The organism is Candidatus Amarolinea aalborgensis (genome assembly GCF_900491745.1).
Taxonomy (GTDB): Bacteria; Chloroflexota; Anaerolineae; order SSC4; family Amarolineaceae; genus Amarolinea; species Amarolinea aalborgensis.
The window spans coordinates 492,698-508,717 of sequence record NZ_UETR01000001.1 but is presented as its reverse complement, the minus strand read 5'-3'; the positions used below and the strand labels follow the sequence as shown (position 1 = coordinate 508,717).

Annotated in this window: 16 protein-coding genes; 6 read left to right on the top strand and 10 right to left on the bottom strand. The window is 65.4% G+C overall.

Annotated elements, in window-relative coordinates; all coding sequences use genetic code 11:
- Positions 1–263 precede the first annotated feature (263 nt).
- The 4 genes from hisZ (at position 264) to ACPQ6D_RS02125 (ending at position 4,240) form a co-directional block, all read left to right on the top strand.
- A complete protein-coding gene (gene hisZ / locus ACPQ6D_RS02140; RefSeq protein ID WP_423222628.1) occupies positions 264–1,526 on the top strand; it encodes an ATP phosphoribosyltransferase regulatory subunit in 1,263 nt (420 codons plus the stop codon).
- A 186-nt stretch (positions 1,527–1,712) separates the two neighbouring features.
- Positions 1,713–2,384 (top strand): ATP phosphoribosyltransferase, encoded by a 672-nt coding sequence (gene hisG / locus ACPQ6D_RS02135; RefSeq protein ID WP_423222627.1) that lies wholly within the window; start codon positions 1,713–1,715, stop codon positions 2,382–2,384.
- 24 nt (positions 2,385–2,408) lie between these two features.
- Complete coding sequence (gene hisD, locus ACPQ6D_RS02130) at positions 2,409–3,755, top strand: histidinol dehydrogenase (RefSeq protein ID WP_423222626.1); 1,347 nt, start codon at positions 2,409–2,411, stop codon at positions 3,753–3,755.
- Positions 3,756–3,757: 2 nt separating this feature from the next.
- A complete protein-coding gene (locus ACPQ6D_RS02125; protein WP_423222625.1) occupies positions 3,758–4,240 on the top strand; it encodes a GNAT family N-acetyltransferase in 483 nt (160 codons plus the stop codon).
- On the opposite strand, the gene ACPQ6D_RS02120 is transcribed toward ACPQ6D_RS02125, so the two are convergent.
- Positions 4,235–4,891, bottom strand: a complete 657-nt coding sequence (locus tag ACPQ6D_RS02120) for a hypothetical protein (RefSeq protein ID WP_423222624.1) — start codon at positions 4,889–4,891, stop codon at positions 4,235–4,237. The genes ACPQ6D_RS02125 and ACPQ6D_RS02120 overlap by 6 nt on opposite strands.
- Between ACPQ6D_RS02120 and hisC the strand changes: the two genes are divergently transcribed.
- Positions 4,890–6,029 (top strand): histidinol-phosphate transaminase, encoded by a 1,140-nt coding sequence (gene hisC / locus ACPQ6D_RS02115; RefSeq protein WP_423222623.1) that lies wholly within the window; start codon positions 4,890–4,892, stop codon positions 6,027–6,029. The two genes, ACPQ6D_RS02120 and hisC, sit on opposite strands and share 2 nt — an antisense overlap.
- Here the strand turns inward: hisC and ACPQ6D_RS02110 are convergent.
- Entirely contained in the window at positions 6,026–7,054 is a 1,029-nt protein-coding gene (locus ACPQ6D_RS02110) for an HAD family hydrolase (protein ID WP_423222622.1), read from the bottom strand. The two genes, hisC and ACPQ6D_RS02110, sit on opposite strands and share 4 nt — an antisense overlap.
- Before the next feature lie 67 nt (positions 7,055–7,121).
- On the opposite strand from ACPQ6D_RS02110, the gene hisB reads away from it, so the two are divergent.
- Entirely contained in the window at positions 7,122–7,712 is a 591-nt protein-coding gene (gene hisB, locus ACPQ6D_RS02105; protein WP_423222621.1) for an imidazoleglycerol-phosphate dehydratase HisB, read from the top strand.
- A 47-nt stretch (positions 7,713–7,759) separates the two neighbouring features.
- Here the strand turns inward: hisB and ACPQ6D_RS02100 are convergent, their stop codons facing one another.
- The 8 genes from ACPQ6D_RS02100 to ACPQ6D_RS02065 all read right to left on the bottom strand — a co-directional run bounded on the left by ACPQ6D_RS02100 (position 7,760) and on the right by ACPQ6D_RS02065 (position 15,999).
- Positions 7,760–8,368, bottom strand: coding sequence for a LysE family translocator (locus tag ACPQ6D_RS02100; RefSeq protein ID WP_423222620.1), 609 nt, complete (start codon positions 8,366–8,368; stop codon positions 7,760–7,762).
- Between the two features lie 11 nt (positions 8,369–8,379).
- Positions 8,380–9,498, bottom strand: a complete 1,119-nt coding sequence (gene carA / locus ACPQ6D_RS02095; protein ID WP_423222766.1) for a glutamine-hydrolyzing carbamoyl-phosphate synthase small subunit — start codon at positions 9,496–9,498, stop codon at positions 8,380–8,382.
- 53 nt (positions 9,499–9,551) lie between these two features.
- A complete protein-coding gene (locus ACPQ6D_RS02090) occupies positions 9,552–10,127 on the bottom strand; it encodes a GNAT family N-acetyltransferase (protein WP_423222619.1) in 576 nt (191 codons plus the stop codon).
- Between the two features lie 195 nt (positions 10,128–10,322).
- Positions 10,323–11,504 carry an aspartate aminotransferase family protein gene (locus tag ACPQ6D_RS02085; protein WP_423222618.1) on the bottom strand — a complete coding sequence of 394 codons (1,182 nt, stop codon included), beginning with the start codon at positions 11,502–11,504 and terminating at the stop codon, positions 10,323–10,325.
- Positions 11,505–11,544: 40 nt separating this feature from the next.
- Entirely contained in the window at positions 11,545–12,330 is a 786-nt protein-coding gene (argB, locus tag ACPQ6D_RS02080; RefSeq protein WP_423222617.1) for an acetylglutamate kinase, read from the bottom strand.
- Between the two features lie 104 nt (positions 12,331–12,434).
- Complete coding sequence (gene argC / locus ACPQ6D_RS02075; RefSeq protein WP_423222616.1) at positions 12,435–13,460, bottom strand: N-acetyl-gamma-glutamyl-phosphate reductase; 1,026 nt, start codon at positions 13,458–13,460, stop codon at positions 12,435–12,437.
- 459 nt (positions 13,461–13,919) lie between these two features.
- The gene (locus ACPQ6D_RS02070; RefSeq protein ID WP_423222615.1) at positions 13,920–15,158 is read right to left on the bottom strand and encodes a DegT/DnrJ/EryC1/StrS family aminotransferase; all 1,239 of its coding nucleotides are present in this window, start codon (positions 15,156–15,158) and stop codon (positions 13,920–13,922) included.
- A gap of 124 nt (positions 15,159–15,282) precedes the next feature.
- A complete protein-coding gene (locus tag ACPQ6D_RS02065; protein WP_423222614.1) occupies positions 15,283–15,999 on the bottom strand; it encodes a polyprenol monophosphomannose synthase in 717 nt (238 codons plus the stop codon).
- Positions 16,000–16,020: the final 21 nt, after the last annotated feature.

The following is a 16,020-nucleotide window of genomic DNA, read 5'->3' as shown; positions in this document are numbered from 1 at the left end:
ACGGAACGACGCGGGGTCAGGGAGATTGCCTGACTGCCAGAAGGATGTTTTAGGCCAGGGAGGACTTGCGCGGGCTGTGCAAACTGCCCGCCGGGTCGCAAAGCCGGGAGACGGGATGATCGCTGGCTCATTTATAACACCGCCGGATCGGTTTGTCAAGAGGAAATTTTCGACATTTTGCATCGTCGCATCTGTCACCCGCTTTGACTTTTGACCAGGGCTATGCTAAGCTCAACCAGTCTTTTTTACTGTCAAGCGAGGCTGTGTTGATAACGGGCCAGATACCCTATGGGGTCGGTGACCTTTTTCTTGAGGATGCGGCGCAGCAGCGCGCCCTGGAAATGAACCTGCGCCAGACGTTCGCGGGCTGGGCCTACAGCGAGATTATTCCGCCGACGCTCGAATACGCCGAAGTCGTCGCCGGGCCGGCCGGCAGCCAATTGGCCGGCAACATGATCCGTTTTGTAGATCGTGACGGCCAAACCCTGGCCCTCCGCCCCGACCTGACGATTCCCACGGCGCGCGCGGTAGGCACGAAGCTGTATGATGAACCACTGCCGCTGCGCCTGTTCTACATCGGCAACGTCTTTCGCTATGAAGAACCGCAGGCCGGCCGCCGACGCGAATTCAGCCAGGCTGGCTTCGAGTTGATCGGCGCCGGCACCGTGGCCGCCGATGTCGAGGTGCTGAGCCTGGCGATCGCCGCGCTCCGCGCCGCGGGCCTGCGCGCCTTTCAGTTGACTATCGGCCACATCGGTTTCTACCACAGCCTGCTCGCCGCCCTCAACCTGACGCCGGAAGCCACACAGACGCTGAGCGACGCCATTGACCGCAAACGTCAGGGCGATCTGGCCGCCCTCTTACCCACCCTGCCGCTGACCTTGCCGGCGCGCCGCGCCTTGCAGGCCCTGCCGCGCCTGGCCGGCGGCGCCGAAGTTTTTCCCCAAGCGCTGGAAATCTGCCTGACGACCGAGATGGCGGCCGCGGTTGCGCATCTAGAGGCGGTTTATGCGCGCGTGGCCGCGGCCGGCATGACGCCCCATGTTACGGTTGACCTGGGCGAGGTGCGGGGCATGGCTTACTACACGGGCATCACCTTCGAAGGTTTTGCGCCAGGCCTGGGCGCCGCGCTGTGCAGCGGTGGTCGTTATGACAATTTGATCGGTCATTTTGGCCCACCCTTACCGGCCGTGGGCTGTGCGCTCGTGGTTGAGCGCCTGCGACAGGCCGGCCGCCTGCAGCAAGCGCCCGCGCCAACGCTGACGACGGATTGGCTGGTGGGCGCCGCGCCGGGAGCCGATGCTGCGGCGCTGCACGCGTGGATGGCCGCGCAGCGCGCCGCAGGGCAGATCATTGACGTGGATTTGCTCGGCCGCAGCGCAGACGCCCTCTGCGCCGTGGCGCAGCAGCGCGCCATTCCCCGGCTGCTTTGGCTGGATGACGAGGGCGTCAGTCTCTTCACCGCCGCGGGGCAGCAGACCTGGACGCTTGCCGACTTTTTGGCTACGCTGCGGGAGACGCCATGATGACCGGCGACGGGCAACGTACCAGCGGTTAGTATCTTATCAGTGAAATTCTGGTAAAGCGAGCAAGAAATTCTAACGCGAAGTCGCAAAGGCTCAAAGCCGCAACGCGTTTTCTTAGCGTCTTTGCACCGTGGCGCCTTTGCGTTGAAGCATTTGGCTCCGGCTTGTCCGGGTTAGGGCTTGACGATGCAAAATTCCACGTTCGACGCGCAACAGTTGACCATTGCCCTGCCCAAAGGACGCATGCAGCATCAGGCCCTCGCCCTCCTGGCGCAGATCGGCTACGGTCGTGACGCCGACGATCCGAGCGACGGCGACGCCAGCCGGCGTCTGATCATTCCCGGCGCGGCCGGCCGCGTCCGCTATCTGCTCGCCAAGCCTGGCGATGTCCCGATTTATGTCGAGTATGGCGTGGCCGATCTGGGGGTGGTGGGCGAAGACGTGCTGCGCGAGAGCGGTCGTGACGTGTACGAGCCGCTGCGCCTGCCGTTCGGCCACTGCCGCCTGGTCGTTGCCGGTTGGGCGGATCGGCCCCCGCGGCCGCTGCGCCTGGAGCCGAACCCGCGCGTCGCCACCAAATACCCCAACCTGGCGCGCGCCTACTTCCAGGGACGCGGCATCTCCGCGGAGATCATTGCCCTCAGTGGCTCCATTGAACTGGCGCCGGTTGTCGGCCTGGCCGACCTGATTGTTGACCTGGTGGAAACCGGCAACACCTTGCGCGCGCACGGCCTGGTTGAGCTGCGCACCATCATGGAGTCGCAGGCGTGCCTGATCGCCAACCGGGCCAGCTATCGCCTGAAGGCCGACCGCATCAGCGAGCTGCTGGAACGCCTGCGCCGCGCGCTGATGAACTGAGATTATCTGGCAGGGAACAAAACCATGGCAGGACCACTCATTCCGGTTTTTACCGACCTGGCGCACGCACAGCAAACAGTGTTACGCCGCGCAGCGTGGGACGACCAGGACGTACCCGATGTCGTGCGCGACGGCATTCGGCGGCGCTTTGGCGAGGATCTGACGCCCACAGCAGCCGTGACGCGCGTCTTGAATGATGTGCGCCGCCGCGGCGAGGCGGCCGCGCGGGAATGGACGCAGCGCATTGATGGCGTCACCCTGGCGACGTTGACCGTAAGCCGTGCGGAGCAGCAGGCCGCGCTGGCGCGTCTGCCGGCTGCACTGGTCGAGGCGCTGCGGCTGGCCCGCGAGCGTATCGAAGCCTTTCATCGTAAACAGCCGATGGATTCCTGGATGGATGCGGGCGCAGACGGCGTCCTGGGGCAGTTGATCCGCCCGCTGGACTCGGTCGGCGTGTATGTGCCGGGTGGCACCGCGCCGCTGCCCTCGTCGCTGTTGATGGCGGCCGTGCCCGCGCGCGTGGCCGGCGTGCAGCGCATCGTGGCCGTCACTCCGCCCGACCGCGCCAGCGGCCGCGTGCCCGATGTGATCCTGGCTGCGGCCGCGCTGGCCGGCGTGGATGAACTGTGGGCGGTGGGCGGCGCGCAGGCCATCGGTCTGCTGGCTTACGGCGGCGCCACGCTGCACGCCGTGGACAAGATCGTCGGCCCCGGCGGGCTGTTCGTCACCCTGGCCAAGCGCCAGGTCTACGGCGTCGTGGGCATTGACGGCATCCCCGGCCCCACAGAGACGATGGTCATTGCCGATGCCAACGCGCGCCCTGCCCTGGTCGCGGCTGATCTGTTGGCGCAGGCCGAGCATGATGTGCTGGCCTCGGCCATCCTGTTGACGCCGTCGCCGGAGCTGGCCACAGCAGTGCAACTTGAGATCGGCCGCCAGATCGAGGAACTCAGCCGCGCGGACATCATCGCGCAGTCGCTCAGCGGCCGCGGCGGCATCGTCATCACCGAAAGCCTGGCGCAGGCCGTAACGCTGGCCAACGCGTACGCGCCAGAGCATCTTTGCCTGCTCGTGGCTGATCCCTGGGCGCTGATCGGCCAGGTGCGCCACGCGGGCGGCATTTTCCTGGGCGAAGGCTCTTTCGAGGTGCTGGGCGATTACGTGGCCGGCCCCAGTCACATCATGCCGACCGAAGGCTCCGCGCGCTTCGCTTCGCCGTTAAGCGTGGCCGACTTCGTCAAGCGCATCAGCCTGATCGGGCTGTCGCTGCCAGCCGGTCAACGGCTCAGCGCCGCCGCGGCGGTGTTGGCCGAGGCGGAAGGACTGAGCGCGCATGCGGCCGCGGCCGGGCAGCGCATGAGGGGAGATTAGTCATGGACCATCCGTACTTCGTGTCGGCTCGGCCAGCGGACGCCGAGACCGTGTTGAACTTGAACGAGGCGCTCTTCATCGAAGACGGCTTGACCGCCTTCCCCCTGGCCGATCGTGAGCGCGCCATCGAGGCGCTGCTGCAGGAGCCAGGGCGCTGGGGAGAAATCTGGCTGATCCAGGATGGCGAGACTGTCGTTGGCTACACGATCCTGACCTGGGGTTTTACCGTGGAACTGGGCGGTCGCTTTGTTCTGATTGACGAGCTGTATCTGCGCCCATCGCACCGCGGGCGCGGCTGGGGCAGCATCACGCTCGACTTCATCGGCGACCGTGCGCTCCACCATCGCTGCGTGGCGGTGCAGCTGGAGGTGGAGCGCCACAACACCCACGCGCGCGCCCTCTACGAGCGCTGCGGATTTCAGCCTCACGCGTCGCGCACCACGATGGAATGGCGCCTCACCAACGAGCCGGGCGACCAGCTATGACGGTTTGCGCTCTGGCGCCGCGGCCGGCTGATCCTCGCCCGGCGGCATGACCGTGGTGCGCTCGACTATGAACTCATCATGGGTCGGCGCGGCGCGGCCGCGGTGGATGACCAGGCTGCCGTGCAGCGGGGCCACGTAGCCGGCGCCTGCGGACAGCAGCGCGTCTCGGGCCGCCATCTGCTGCCAGCGCCAGCCGCGCACGCTGACCAGGGTGTAGCCTTCGAGCAGCCGCGCCTGCAAGCGCTGCGCCTCGGCTGCGCTGAGGCCGCGGCGGCGGCCGATGACGAAGCCGATCGCCAGGCCCAACACCAGGGCCGGCAGCCCGCTGACCAGCAGATAGACCAGCGGCTGGCTCAACGTGCGCAGCCAGGCGGTCAGCGCCGGCGGCGCCAACAGCGCCAGCAGCCAGTTGGCGGTCACTGCGCCGCCGCCGCCGTAAAACAGCGCACGCGCCAGGGCTTCGCTGCGCCGCATCCAATGAAACGGCTCCTGCACCAGGTTGGCCTGACAGCCCCGATGGCTGGCCGCGCGCAAAGGCTCCTGGGCGCGACTGAAGACGGCGATGTGCAGCGGCTGCGCAGCCAGGCGGCTCAACACCGTTTCGACATCCGTTGCATCAAGAAACAAGGCCAACCAGGCAAAGCGAATCATGAATCAACCTGACACGACCAGTCTCACTCTCCCCCTGGCGCACGGCTACGAGCACCTGCTGCGGCCCGATGTGGCCGGGCTGGAAGAGTACACACCCATTGTACCATTCGAGGTCTTGAGCGAGCAACTGGGGCGCCGCCCCGAAGAGATCGTCAAGCTAGACGCCAACGAAAATCCTTACGGCCCGGTCGCGGCCGTGCGCGAGGCGCTGGCCGCGTTTCCGTTTTACCAAATCTACCCCGACCCGGAGCAGCGTCACCTGCGCGCGGCGCTGTCGGCCTACGTCGCGATGCCGGCTGAGATGATATTGGCGGGGCATGGGGCGGATGAGCTGCTGGATTACCTGTGCCGCATTTTCCTGCGCCCCGGCGACGCCATCATCAACTGTCCGCCCACCTTCGGCATGTACAGCTTCGATGCGCAGCTCAGCGGCGGCCGCGTCGTGGAGGTGCGCCGCCGGCCCGATTTCAGCCTGGACGTAACCGGCGTCGAGCAGGCCGCGCGGGCGCAGGACGCCAAGCTGCTGTTCTTGACCAGCCCCAACAACCCGGATGGCAGCCTGCTCGATCCGGCCGATCTGCGCCGCCTGCTGCGCCTGCCGCTGATCGTGGTCATGGATGAGGCTTATGTTGAATTTGCTGGCCTGGAGCGGTCCGTGGCGTCGTGGGTTGCGGATTATGACAACCTGGTGGTCTTGCGCACCTTCAGCAAATGGGCCGGCATCGCGGGGCTGCGCCTGGGCTACGGCATTTTTCCGGCCTGGATCCTGCGCCACCTGTGGAAGTTCAAACAGCCATACAACGTCAATGTCGCCGCTGCCGTCGCCGGGCTGGCCGCGCTGGCGCATCGCGCCGAGCTGGCGCCGATCATCGCCGCGCTGATTGCTGAGCGCCAGCGCCTGCAGGTGGAGCTGGCGCGCTTCTCCTTCCTGCGGCCCTACCCCAGCCAGGCCAATTTCGTCCTGTGCCAGGTGCACGATCGCGACGCCAAAACGCTCAAGCTGGCCCTGGCGCAGGCTGGCGTGCTGGTGCGTCACTACGCCAAGCCCGGGCTGGAGAACTGCATCCGGGTCAGCGCCGGCCGGCCAGCGGACACCGATGCGCTGCTGGCCGCGCTGGCATCGTTGACAGCCGGCTAAATCAGGGCCAGCAGGGCATCCACCGTGGGCAGCACCAGGTCTGCACCGGCGGCCAGCAGATGCGCGCGCTGGGCATCGCCGCCCACCGCGCTGACGCCGATCGCCAGGAAGGGTCGTGCGGCGCGCGCACGCAGGGCAGCCAGCATGTCGTCTGGCGTATCGCCCAGGTACGCGGCCGCCAGCGAACCAGCTGGATCAAGCTGCGCGCTGGCCGCCAGCAGCGGCCAGGGGGACGGTTTGCCCAGACGCACGGCTGCGCCAGCCTGCGCCGCCATCGCTTCGGCCGCCGCAACGTCGTCATGCGTCACGCAGACCTCGAAGAAGGCCGCCAGCCCCAGCCGGTCGAGCGCGTACGCGGCCTCGGCCCGCGGCCGGCCGGTGGCAATGCCCAGGCGGAAAGCCTGCGCCAGGGCCGCCAGCGTCGCCGGGTTGACGAGCCGCGTTTCGGTGTCCACCAGACCGGCCGTGCGCCGAAAACGGGGCGCGACTGCAAAAAAGCGCATGAACAGCGTGGGGCCGAAGTAGATCTCCTGGAACAGGCGCAGGACCAGGTTGGTTGTCGCCAAATCGCCCGCATAGAACACCAGGTGTTGGTTGCGGACGCCCATGACCTGGCGCAGGCCAGGCAGCCCGCCGCCAGCCTGGCGCACCGCGCCGGTCAGGGAATCAAGGCGATCAGCCGCGGCTTGCAGACGCGATGCGGCGTCGGCTGGCATCGGGGTCTGCGCCAGACAGGCCAGGATGGCGTCCAGGTCAGCCACAGGCGCGGCCGGTTCAGGCGCCGACGGCAGGTGGGTCAGGAAATAGCCGATGAGGCCCGCGGTCAGATCCCAATCGTTGTTGAAGCCGCCCATCAGCTTGCAGGTTTCGACCAGGGCCGGCGTCACCAGGCCCGGCGGCAAGGCCAATCCCAGGCAGTCGCCCAGGTAAAATTGCACGGTTTGGATCACGACCTGGCGATAAGAAGAACGGACGTCCACCAGGACGCCGTCCATGTCGAAGATCAAAAGCGGTGGTAATGGCATGGGCGTAGTGTAGTCGGAAGAAGTAGAAAGTGCAAAGTTCAGAATTCATCATTTCTTGGGGGTCATCATGCGGACAGGTGAGATCAGGCGTAAGACGAACGAGACCGACGTTGCTTTGAAATTGGAAGTGGACGGTCAGGGGCGTTTTGGGGGACAAACGGGCGTTGGGTTTCTCGATCACATGCTGGCGCTCTTCGCGGCGCACGGGCTGTTCGATCTTACGGTCACGGCGCACGGCGATCTGCAGGTGGATGAGCATCACACGGTCGAGGATGTGGGCATCTGCCTGGGCAAGGCGCTCGACCAGGCGCTGGGCGATCGGCAGGGCCTGGTGCGCACCGCGTCCAGCTTCGTGCCGATGGATGAGGCGCTCGGTTTTGTGGCGATTGACCTGGGCGGACGGCCTTACTGCGTGGTAGACGCAACCTGGCACACGCCGCGCGTGGGCCAGCTCGGCACCGACCTGATCTATCATTTCTTCGAATCGGTGGCGACGCATGGCCGTTTGAATCTGCACGCGCGCGTGCTCTATGGCCGCAACGATCATCACCAGGTTGAGGCGCTGTTCAAGGCCTTCGGCCGCGCGCTCGACGCCGCGACGCAGCTTGACGCCCGGCGCCACGGGGTGCCTTCGACGAAGGGGACGTTGAGCGCGTGAGGGGACCGGAGATTGGAGATCGGAGATTGGAGAGCGGAGACCGGAGATCAGGTGAAGGCGCGGTAAAGTTGCAGAAGGCCAAAGGCGGTGAGGGCGAGGACGGAGATGCCGAGGATCGCGCGGTTGACGTGCGGGCCGAGCGGCCGCGCCAGGCCGAAAAGAAGAATGATGCCCACGAGCGCGCCGACCAGGGTTGCGTAAAATCCCATCAGGAAGGCGATCCCAAACGCGGGCGCGGTCTGCCAGCCGCTGAGCAAGATGGGGCCGGTCACCAGGCTCCAGTACAGGTATGGGCCGGGGTTCAGCGCGTTCATCAGCGCGGCGCGCCAGACGCTCTGCCGCTGGCTAGGGCCAATCCGCTGCCAGCGTGAAGCATCGAACGAACGCCAGGCTCGCCACGCGCCCCAGGCCAGGTAGAGGATGAAAAGCCCACCCGTCAGGTAGAGACCGCGCTGCAGCCAGGCTGGTACGCGGCTGAGCACCAGGAGCACCAGCACAATGATGGGGCCGTCGCTGATCAGCGGGGCCAACGCCGCGGGCAGGGTGCGCCGCCAGCCGTTCTGCATGGTCTGCGACAAGAGATAGGCTTGGAACGGCCCTGGCTGCGCCGCCGCCGCCAATCCAAGCCCAATGCCTTGAATCAGGTAGAGCCACATACCTGGCGCCGCTAACGGGCCAGCGCGACCACGAAGCGGGCAAACAGTTCGTCCGCGTCGTGCGGGCCAGGGCTGGCTTCGGGGTGATACTGCACCGAAAAAACTGGCCGATCCTTCAGGCGCAGGCCTTCCACGGTGCCGTCGTTGAGGTTCCAGTGCGTGACTTCGGCCTGCGCGGGCAGGCTGTCCGGGTCCACGGCGTAGTTGTGATTCTGGCTGGTGATCTGCACGCGTCCGCTGACCAGGTCCTTGACCGGCTGGTTGCCGCCGTGATGCCCAAACTTGAGCTTGTAAGTGCGGCCGCCCAACGCCAGGCCCAGAATCTGATGCCCCAGGCAAATGCCGAACAGCGGAATCTCGGTCGTCAAGAAACGCCTGACCGCAGCCGCTGCGTAGGTGACGGCCGCGGGGTCGCCCGGCCCGTTGGAAAGAAAGACGCCGGCCGGCGACAGCGCCAACACCTCGTCCGCCGGCGTGTGGGCCGGGACCACCACCACCCGGCAGCCGTAGCTGGTGAGGCGGCGCAGGATGTTCCATTTGCTGCCGAAGTCGTACGCCACGACGAGCGGCGCGCCGGCTGCCACACCGTGCAGCGAGGCAGGTTCCCAGGCGGGCGCCGTGCCTTCTTCCCAGGTGTGCAGATCGGCGCAAGTAACTTCCTGGACCAAATCACGGCCATCCAGGCCGGCCCAGTTCTGCGCCAGTTCTACCAGGCGCGCCGCGGGCGTCCCGTCCGTGGATAGCGCGCCCTTCAGCACGCCGGCCGCACGCAGGTGACGGGTCAGGCTGCGTGTGTCAATTTCGCTGATGCCTGGGATGCCGTGGCGCGCCAGGTAGGCCGGCAGCGATTCGGTCGCGCGCCAGTTCGACACCAGCGGGCTAATCTCGCGCACGATGAACCCCTGCACCCACGGCTGGCTCGATTCCACATCCTCAGCGTTGACGCCCACGTTGCCGATATGCGGCGTCGTCATCACCACCATCTGTCCGTGGTACGATGGATCCGTGAGCACTTCCTGATAGCCAGTCATGCTCGTGTTGAAAACTACCTCGGCCACGGCGGTGGCGCTGGCGCCGAACCCCTCGCCGTGCAAAATGGTCCCATCTTCCAGGGCCAGGATGGCTTCCATCATGATCGTCCTTTCTTCTCGTTGTCCTCTCGCTGGCTGATCCCCGGCCTGGGCTAGGCCAGCATCAGCTTGACCGGCGCCAGGATCAGGCGCTTGAGCAGGCCATTGCGGGCGGCCGGGGCCGCTGTCGCCGGCGCAGGCTCAGGCAGCGTCAGCAGCATAGCGACTTCATCGCAGCGATGGAATTTCGGGCAGTAGATGCACTCCTGCCATACCTTGGGCGAGATGCTCCAGCGGTCCACCACTTCGAACCCCAGGCGCTCGAAAAAGCGCGGGCGCAGCGTCAGCGCGCACACCTGTTTGAAGCCGCGCGCCAGCGCCAGATCGAGCAGTTTGCCCACCAACAGGCCGCCCAGGCCGTTGCCATGCTGACTGGCATCCACGGCCAGCGATCGCACCTCGGCCAGGTCGGCAGCCAGCGCGGCCAGCGAGCCGCAGCCCACGATGCGTTCCCCCACGCCATCCGGCGCATCCGTGGTCTCGACGGCGACGAGGAATTCAGGGAGGGCGCGCAGAATCTGCGCCGCGCTGCGCGGCAGCATCAAATTCTGCTCGGCAAACTGCCCGATCAACGCCGACATGCCCGCGGCGTCGGCGGCCTGCGCCGGCCGTATGCTGATCTCTGCCATTCTGTCACCCTCCTTCAACCTTGATCCAATGCCGCCGAATGAATTCGGGGCAAAAAGGCGTTCCGCCGCCAGGACTTCGACGAGCCGTGGGCCGTTGCCGACCAACATCGCGTTCATGCAGGTTATGTCAAACTCAGTATAACGCAGGTGGACGCCCGGCGGCGCGCCCTTCAGGTGCGATTTCAATCGCTCGCTCTACCATGTTTTGAGAATCGCGTCCAGGCGTTCAACCACGGCGTCCAACTCGGCGTCGGTGATGACCAGCGGCGGCGCCAGGCGCAGCACGTCCGGGCCGGCGTTGATCAGCACCAGGCCGTGCTCAAAACCGGCCTTGACCACATCGCCGGCCGGGATATCGAGCTGCAGCCCCAGGAGCAGGCCGCGGCCACGCACCTCCAGCACGTGCGGCGAGTTGATCTCCTGCAGCCGTTCCTTGAGGACTTCCCCCTTGCGGCGCACCTCGGCCAGGAAGGCCGGCTGGCTGATGCGGCGCACGACCGCCTCAGCCACGGCCGCCACGAACGGCCCGCCGGCGAAGGTGCTGGCATGATCGCCGACGGCCATCACGTCGGCCACGCGCGGCGTCATCAGGATCGCGCCCATGGGCAGGCCGCCGGCCAGCGGTTTGGCGCTGGTGAGCAGGTCGGGCGCCACGCCGCAGTCTTGCCAGGCCCACAGCGCACCAGTGCGTCCCAAGCCGCACTGCACTTCGTCGAAGATCAACAGCGCGTCGTGCGCATCGCACAGGTCACGCAGTCCCTGCAGAAACGCGGGCGTCGCCGCATGGATGCCGCCCTCGCCCTGCAGCGGCTCTACGATCACCGCGCACACATCGTCCTGGATGGCGGCCGCGGCGCTGGGCAGGCTGTTGAACTCAGCCACGCGCACGCCGGGCATCAGCGGCTCAAAGGCCTGCTGGTACTTCGGACGAGGCGTTGCCGCCAGCGAGCCAAAGAGACGGCCGTGGAAGGCATTGCTGAAGGACACGATGTGGAACTTGCCCTCGCCGTGCCGCGTGCGCGCATATTTGCGGGCGAACTTGAGCGCGCCTTCGTTGGCGCTGGCCCCGCACAGGCTGAAATGGACGCGCTGCGCAAAACCGCTCGTCTCGACCAACAGCCTGGCCAGGCGCACGGCCGGCGCGGTGTGATAAAGATTGCTGACATGCCACAGCCCAGCCGCAGCCTGCTGCGCGACTTCGGTCAGCTCGGGGTCCGCATAGCCCAACGCGTTGACTGCAATGCCCGCCGCACAGTCCAGGTACGCGCGGCCGCGGCTGTCGTAGAGCGTGGAGCCGCGGCCGTCTGTGAAAACAATGTCGGGCCGGGAATAGACTTGCAAGAGATAGTCGTGTTCCATCTGAATGATGTCGTCCATGGAAAGCCTTTTCGTCAGTTTTGTAGTTCTTATTCAGCCTTCAGCGTTCCGAATTCATCGTTCCATTGAGGATGATGGTGCCGCCGGCCTGCGCCAGGCCATCCAGGTCGGTGATGACGGCCTGGTAAACGCCGGCCGCGACAGCTTCGATGGCGCTGCGCACCTTGGGAATCATGCCTCCAAAAATGAGGCCTTCGTCAATCATCTCCTCGACCTGCGCCACTGTCAACGCGCGCACCACGCGCCCGGCCACCAGCACGCCAGGCACGTTGGTGACGAAGACCAGGCGGCTGGCCTGCAGACCGTGCGCCAGCGCGGCGGCGACATGATCGGCGTTGACGTTATAGGTCTGGCCGTCCTCGCCCAGCGACACCGGTGAAATGACCGGCACGAAGCCTGCGGCCAGCAGGCGCTGCAGGGGCGCCGCGCGCACGGCCGTGACTTTGCCCACATAGCCCAGGTCCACATCGTTGGGCCGCCAGCGCGTCACCTGCACCAGGCCGGCATCCACCCCGGTCAAGCCGATGGCCTCGATGTCGTGGTTGACCAGCCAGCGCACCACGCGTGTGTTGACCAGGCCGCTCAGCACCATTTCTACCAGGCGCAGGCTCTCCGCGCTGGTCACACGCACCCCTTGCACCATCTCGAACGGCACTTGCAGGCGCTGATGCAGATCGGCAATTTCCTTACCCCCGCCGTGCACGATCACGGGCAGACTTTCCGCTTGCACGCGGTGCACCGCGGCTACGAACCGGCCCAGGAACCCTGCGTCGTCAATCTCGTTGCCGCCAATCTTGATCACCACGACCGGTTTTTGTTGACTCATCAACTGCCCCTCTCCCCAAAAAGCTCGAACGTGGAGTAGCCAGTGCAAAATACAAAGTGCAAAGCATGTCGGCGCACTTCGCACCTTGTACTATGCACTTTGCACTACAACAGCGCCGTCGTCTCCGGCAGGCCCCACATGACGTTCATGTTTTGCACTGCCTGCCCGCTGGCGCCTTTGAGCAGATTGTCAATGCTGCTGGTCACGATCAGCAGGTTGTCGGCCTGCGGACTGAGGCCAATGGCGCAGCGGTTGCTGCCGACGGTGTGCCGCAGCGTCGCCACCTGGTTCAAGCCCAGGAGGTGGATGAACGGCTCGTGCCCGTACGCGTCGCGGTAGAGGCTGAGCAGCGCGTCGCCGCTGAGCTTCTTCGGCAATTCCACATACAGGGTGCTCAGAATGCCCCGGTTGACCGGCAGCAGGTGCGGCGAAAAGATCACCTGGAACGCGGCCGGGGCCGAGCGCGCCTGCGCGGTCAACTGCTCTTCCATTTCAGGGAGATGGCGATGCTGGCGGCCGATGCTGTAGGGCGAGAAGTTTTCGTTGGCTTCGACAAAATGGCTGCTCAACCTCAGCCCGCGCCCCGCGCCGCTGACGCCCGACTTGCTGTCCGCGATCACGCGTCCGCGCAGCAGGCCGGCGCGCGCCAGGGGCGCCAGGGCGAGAATCACGCTCGTGGGATAGCAGCCGGGGTTGGCAATCAGCCGCGCCGCGGCCACTGCGTCCCGGTACATCTCGGGCAAGCCGTAGACCGCCTCCGCCAGGAGCTGCGCCTGGGTGTGGGGATGGGCATACCAGCGCTGATACACCGCCGCATCACGCAGACGGAAATCCGCACTCAAGTCAATCGCCTTGACGCCCGCCGCGATGACCTGCGCCACGGCCTCCATCGAAGCGGCGTGGGGCAGGCACAGGAACACCACATCCACCTCGTCGAGACGCTGGCGCAGCGCCTGTTCCAGCGGCAGCAGTTCATCGTCCCACGGGCAGGGGAAGACGCTGCTCAAGCGGCCGCCCGCGTTCGATTCTGACGTCAACCAGGCTAACTGCACCTCTGGATGGCGGCGTAAAATTCGCACCAACTCAAATCCCGTATAGCCGGTCGCGCCGGCGATGCCAACTCGAATCATCCTGACTTTGTCCTTAACCCTGCGTTGCTAACCGCGCCCCTGTTTTTGGGCAACAAAAAAGCTCTCCGCCTGGAGAGCTATCGTTTGACCGTGACACACCGTTGATCCCCACCCTGGGAGTGGCCCAAAACGCGCTTACCCAGACTTAACGTCCGGCTACGACCTCCGTGGGCTCCTAGGGGAGGGAATCTGAACTATCATGCGTGCATCAATCCTTGACTGAACCTGTCTGCGCGCTGGGCCGCAGATGGGTCAAAGTGTAGCATAGGTGCATCAGCTTGTCAATTGCGAAATCTAGCCTGCAAGCGGGGGCGAACGGCGCCTTTTTCCTGAGGCCGATAAGCGCCGGCCGTTCCCGCTCGCAGTCGTTGATGCTGTCATGTTGCCATGCGGCCCTGACAGTCAGCGTCAGCCTGCGCAGCGCTGGCGTGCATGCGACCTGAGCCAGGGCCGCAGACGCTAGGCCCTCGCCCTCACCTCGCGAATCGTCCTGACCACCCGTTCAATTTCGGCCCGCGTCAGGCTGGATGCACTCGGCAGGTAGAAGCCGCGGCGGCACAGGTCTTCGGCCACCGGGAAGCGCTGCCCGCGATACTGATCGAAGTAAACCGGCTGGCAGTGCATGGGGATGAAGAAGGTGCGCGTTTCAATGCCCCGCTCGGCCAACGCGCGGCGCAGTTGATCGCGGTTCATGCCATAGGCCTTCTCGTCCACCAAGATGCCGTACATCCAGTAGACGTTCATCGCCCAGTCGGCTTCGGGCGGGGTGGTGATGCCGGGCACGGTGGCGAGAAGCGCAGAATAGTAGGCCGCGTTGGCGCGGCGCATCTGCACGAATTTTTCGAGCTGTTCCGTCTGCGCCAGACCAATGGCAGCCTGCATGTTGGTCATGCGGTAGTTGAACCCGATGAACTTGTGCCAGAAGTGGCGCTCGTGGCTGAACGCGTGGTCGCGCAGGTTCCAGGCCAGGCGCGCAATCTGCTCGTTGTTCGTGGTGACCATGCCGCCTTCGCCGGTGGTAATGATCTTGTTGCCGTAGAAACTGAAGCAGGCGGCGTCGCCCAGGCTGCCCACCGGCCGCCCCTTGTAGCGCGCGCCATGCGCTTCGGCCGCATCTTCGAACACCAACAGGCCGTGACGGTCCGCGATTTGACGCAAGGCGTCCATATCCACGGGGTGGCCGTAGGTGTGCACCGGCACGATTGCGCGCGTGCGCGGTGTGATGCGATCCTCCACCTGGTTCAAGTCCATGTTCCACGTGCACGGCTCGGCATCGGCCAGCACCGGCCGGCCGCCGCAGTAGGTCACGGCGTTGGCGGTGGCAATCATGGTGAAGGTTGGAATGATGACCTCATCCCCAGGCTCCAAGCCCAGCGTCGCCAGCGCCAGGTGCAGCGCGACTGTGCCGTTGGCGCACGCCACGCCGTAGCGCGCGCCGCTGAGATCGGCGAATTTGCGCTCAAACTCGCGGATGAAGCTGCCGGCGGATGAAATCCAGTTCGTCTCCACGGCCTGGGTGATGTACTTCAGTTCGTTGCCGGTCAGGGTTGGCTCACACACCGGGATAATCGGCCGCGTCACATCCGCCTCGAATTGGGAGATGGCGCGAATCGTTGCTTTTAGCTCGGGATCTGGCCCAGGAATAATGTCGGCCAGGTCGCCCATCTCATCCAAAGAAAGTTCACGTGGTTTCAACATATCTGCGTTTTTACTCCTCAAATACCATCGGTTTTCAAGTTAATCGCCCAGGCGCTCGGCAGACAACCGTGGATGAACGCAGGCAATCTGTGACGATCCGTGGTCATCCGCGGCGGTTTTCAGGTTAGTCCCGGCGACGCAGGGCCAGGCGCACAATCGTAGCGACATAGTTGCGCCCGCGGCGAACGTAGTCCACCAGCGTCGCGCCGGTTTTCGACTGACCGCTTTGTCGCTCGACGCACAAATAGGGCACTTCAACCACGCGCCAGCCCTGTCGCCGGGCGCGCACCAGGAGATCAATGCAGTATTCGCCGTAGTCGCCGCGCAAATCAATACGATCGAAGACGATGCGCCGCGCGGCAACGAAGCCGCTGGTGTAGTCGCGCACGCCAAAGCCCAGCAAGACACTGGCCGCCAGGTTGATGACCCGGCTAAAGGCCTGCGCCATCAGCGAATGACCCACATCCGCGCCGCCCGGCACATAGCGCGAACCAACCGCCACATCCGCGCTGTCAACCACAATGGCGTTGACCAGCGCGGGGATGCGCTCCGGCGGCATCGAAAAATCGCAGTCCATCCAGACCACGATGTCGCCATCGCTGTCGTGAATCCCGCGGGCAATCGCACTGGTCAACCCGTGCTCCTCCGTGCGGTGAATCAGATGCACGCGCGCATCAGACGCCGCGCGCGCGGCCACGAGCTGCCACGTGCCGTCCGGCGAATGATCATCAACGACCCACACGTTCGTCGGATGCTGCGCGCTGTGCAGCACGGCCTCCAGCAAAGGAATGATGTTATCTTTTTCATTATAGGTGGGCAAAACAACTGAAACCGTGGTCATGCTACCTCATCAGCGGTTCGA

Coding starts and splice junctions, on each gene's coding strand:
- hisG (WP_423222627.1), top strand. CDS start 1,713: ATGCAAAATTCCACGTTCGACGCGCAACAGTTGACCATTGCCCTGCCC.
- hisD (WP_423222626.1), top strand. CDS start 2,409: ATGGCAGGACCACTCATTCCGGTTTTTACCGACCTGGCGCACGCACAG.
- ACPQ6D_RS02125 (WP_423222625.1), top strand. CDS start 3,758: ATGGACCATCCGTACTTCGTGTCGGCTCGGCCAGCGGACGCCGAGACC.
- hisC (WP_423222623.1), top strand. CDS start 4,890: ATGAATCAACCTGACACGACCAGTCTCACTCTCCCCCTGGCGCACGGC.
- ACPQ6D_RS02120 (WP_423222624.1), bottom strand. CDS start 4,891: ATGATTCGCTTTGCCTGGTTGGCCTTGTTTCTTGATGCAACGGATGTC.
- ACPQ6D_RS02110 (WP_423222622.1), bottom strand. CDS start 7,054: ATGCCATTACCACCGCTTTTGATCTTCGACATGGACGGCGTCCTGGTG.
- hisB (WP_423222621.1), top strand. CDS start 7,122: ATGCGGACAGGTGAGATCAGGCGTAAGACGAACGAGACCGACGTTGCT.
- ACPQ6D_RS02100 (WP_423222620.1), bottom strand. CDS start 8,368: ATGTGGCTCTACCTGATTCAAGGCATTGGGCTTGGATTGGCGGCGGCG.
- carA (WP_423222766.1), bottom strand. CDS start 9,498: ATGGAAGCCATCCTGGCCCTGGAAGATGGGACCATTTTGCACGGCGAG.
- ACPQ6D_RS02090 (WP_423222619.1), bottom strand. CDS start 10,127: ATGGCAGAGATCAGCATACGGCCGGCGCAGGCCGCCGACGCCGCGGGC.
- ACPQ6D_RS02085 (WP_423222618.1), bottom strand. CDS start 11,504: ATGGACGACATCATTCAGATGGAACACGACTATCTCTTGCAAGTCTAT.
- argB (WP_423222617.1), bottom strand. CDS start 12,330: ATGAGTCAACAAAAACCGGTCGTGGTGATCAAGATTGGCGGCAACGAG.
- argC (WP_423222616.1), bottom strand. CDS start 13,460: ATGATTCGAGTTGGCATCGCCGGCGCGACCGGCTATACGGGATTTGAG.
- ACPQ6D_RS02070 (WP_423222615.1), bottom strand. CDS start 15,158: ATGTTGAAACCACGTGAACTTTCTTTGGATGAGATGGGCGACCTGGCC.
- ACPQ6D_RS02065 (WP_423222614.1), bottom strand. CDS start 15,999: ATGACCACGGTTTCAGTTGTTTTGCCCACCTATAATGAAAAAGATAAC.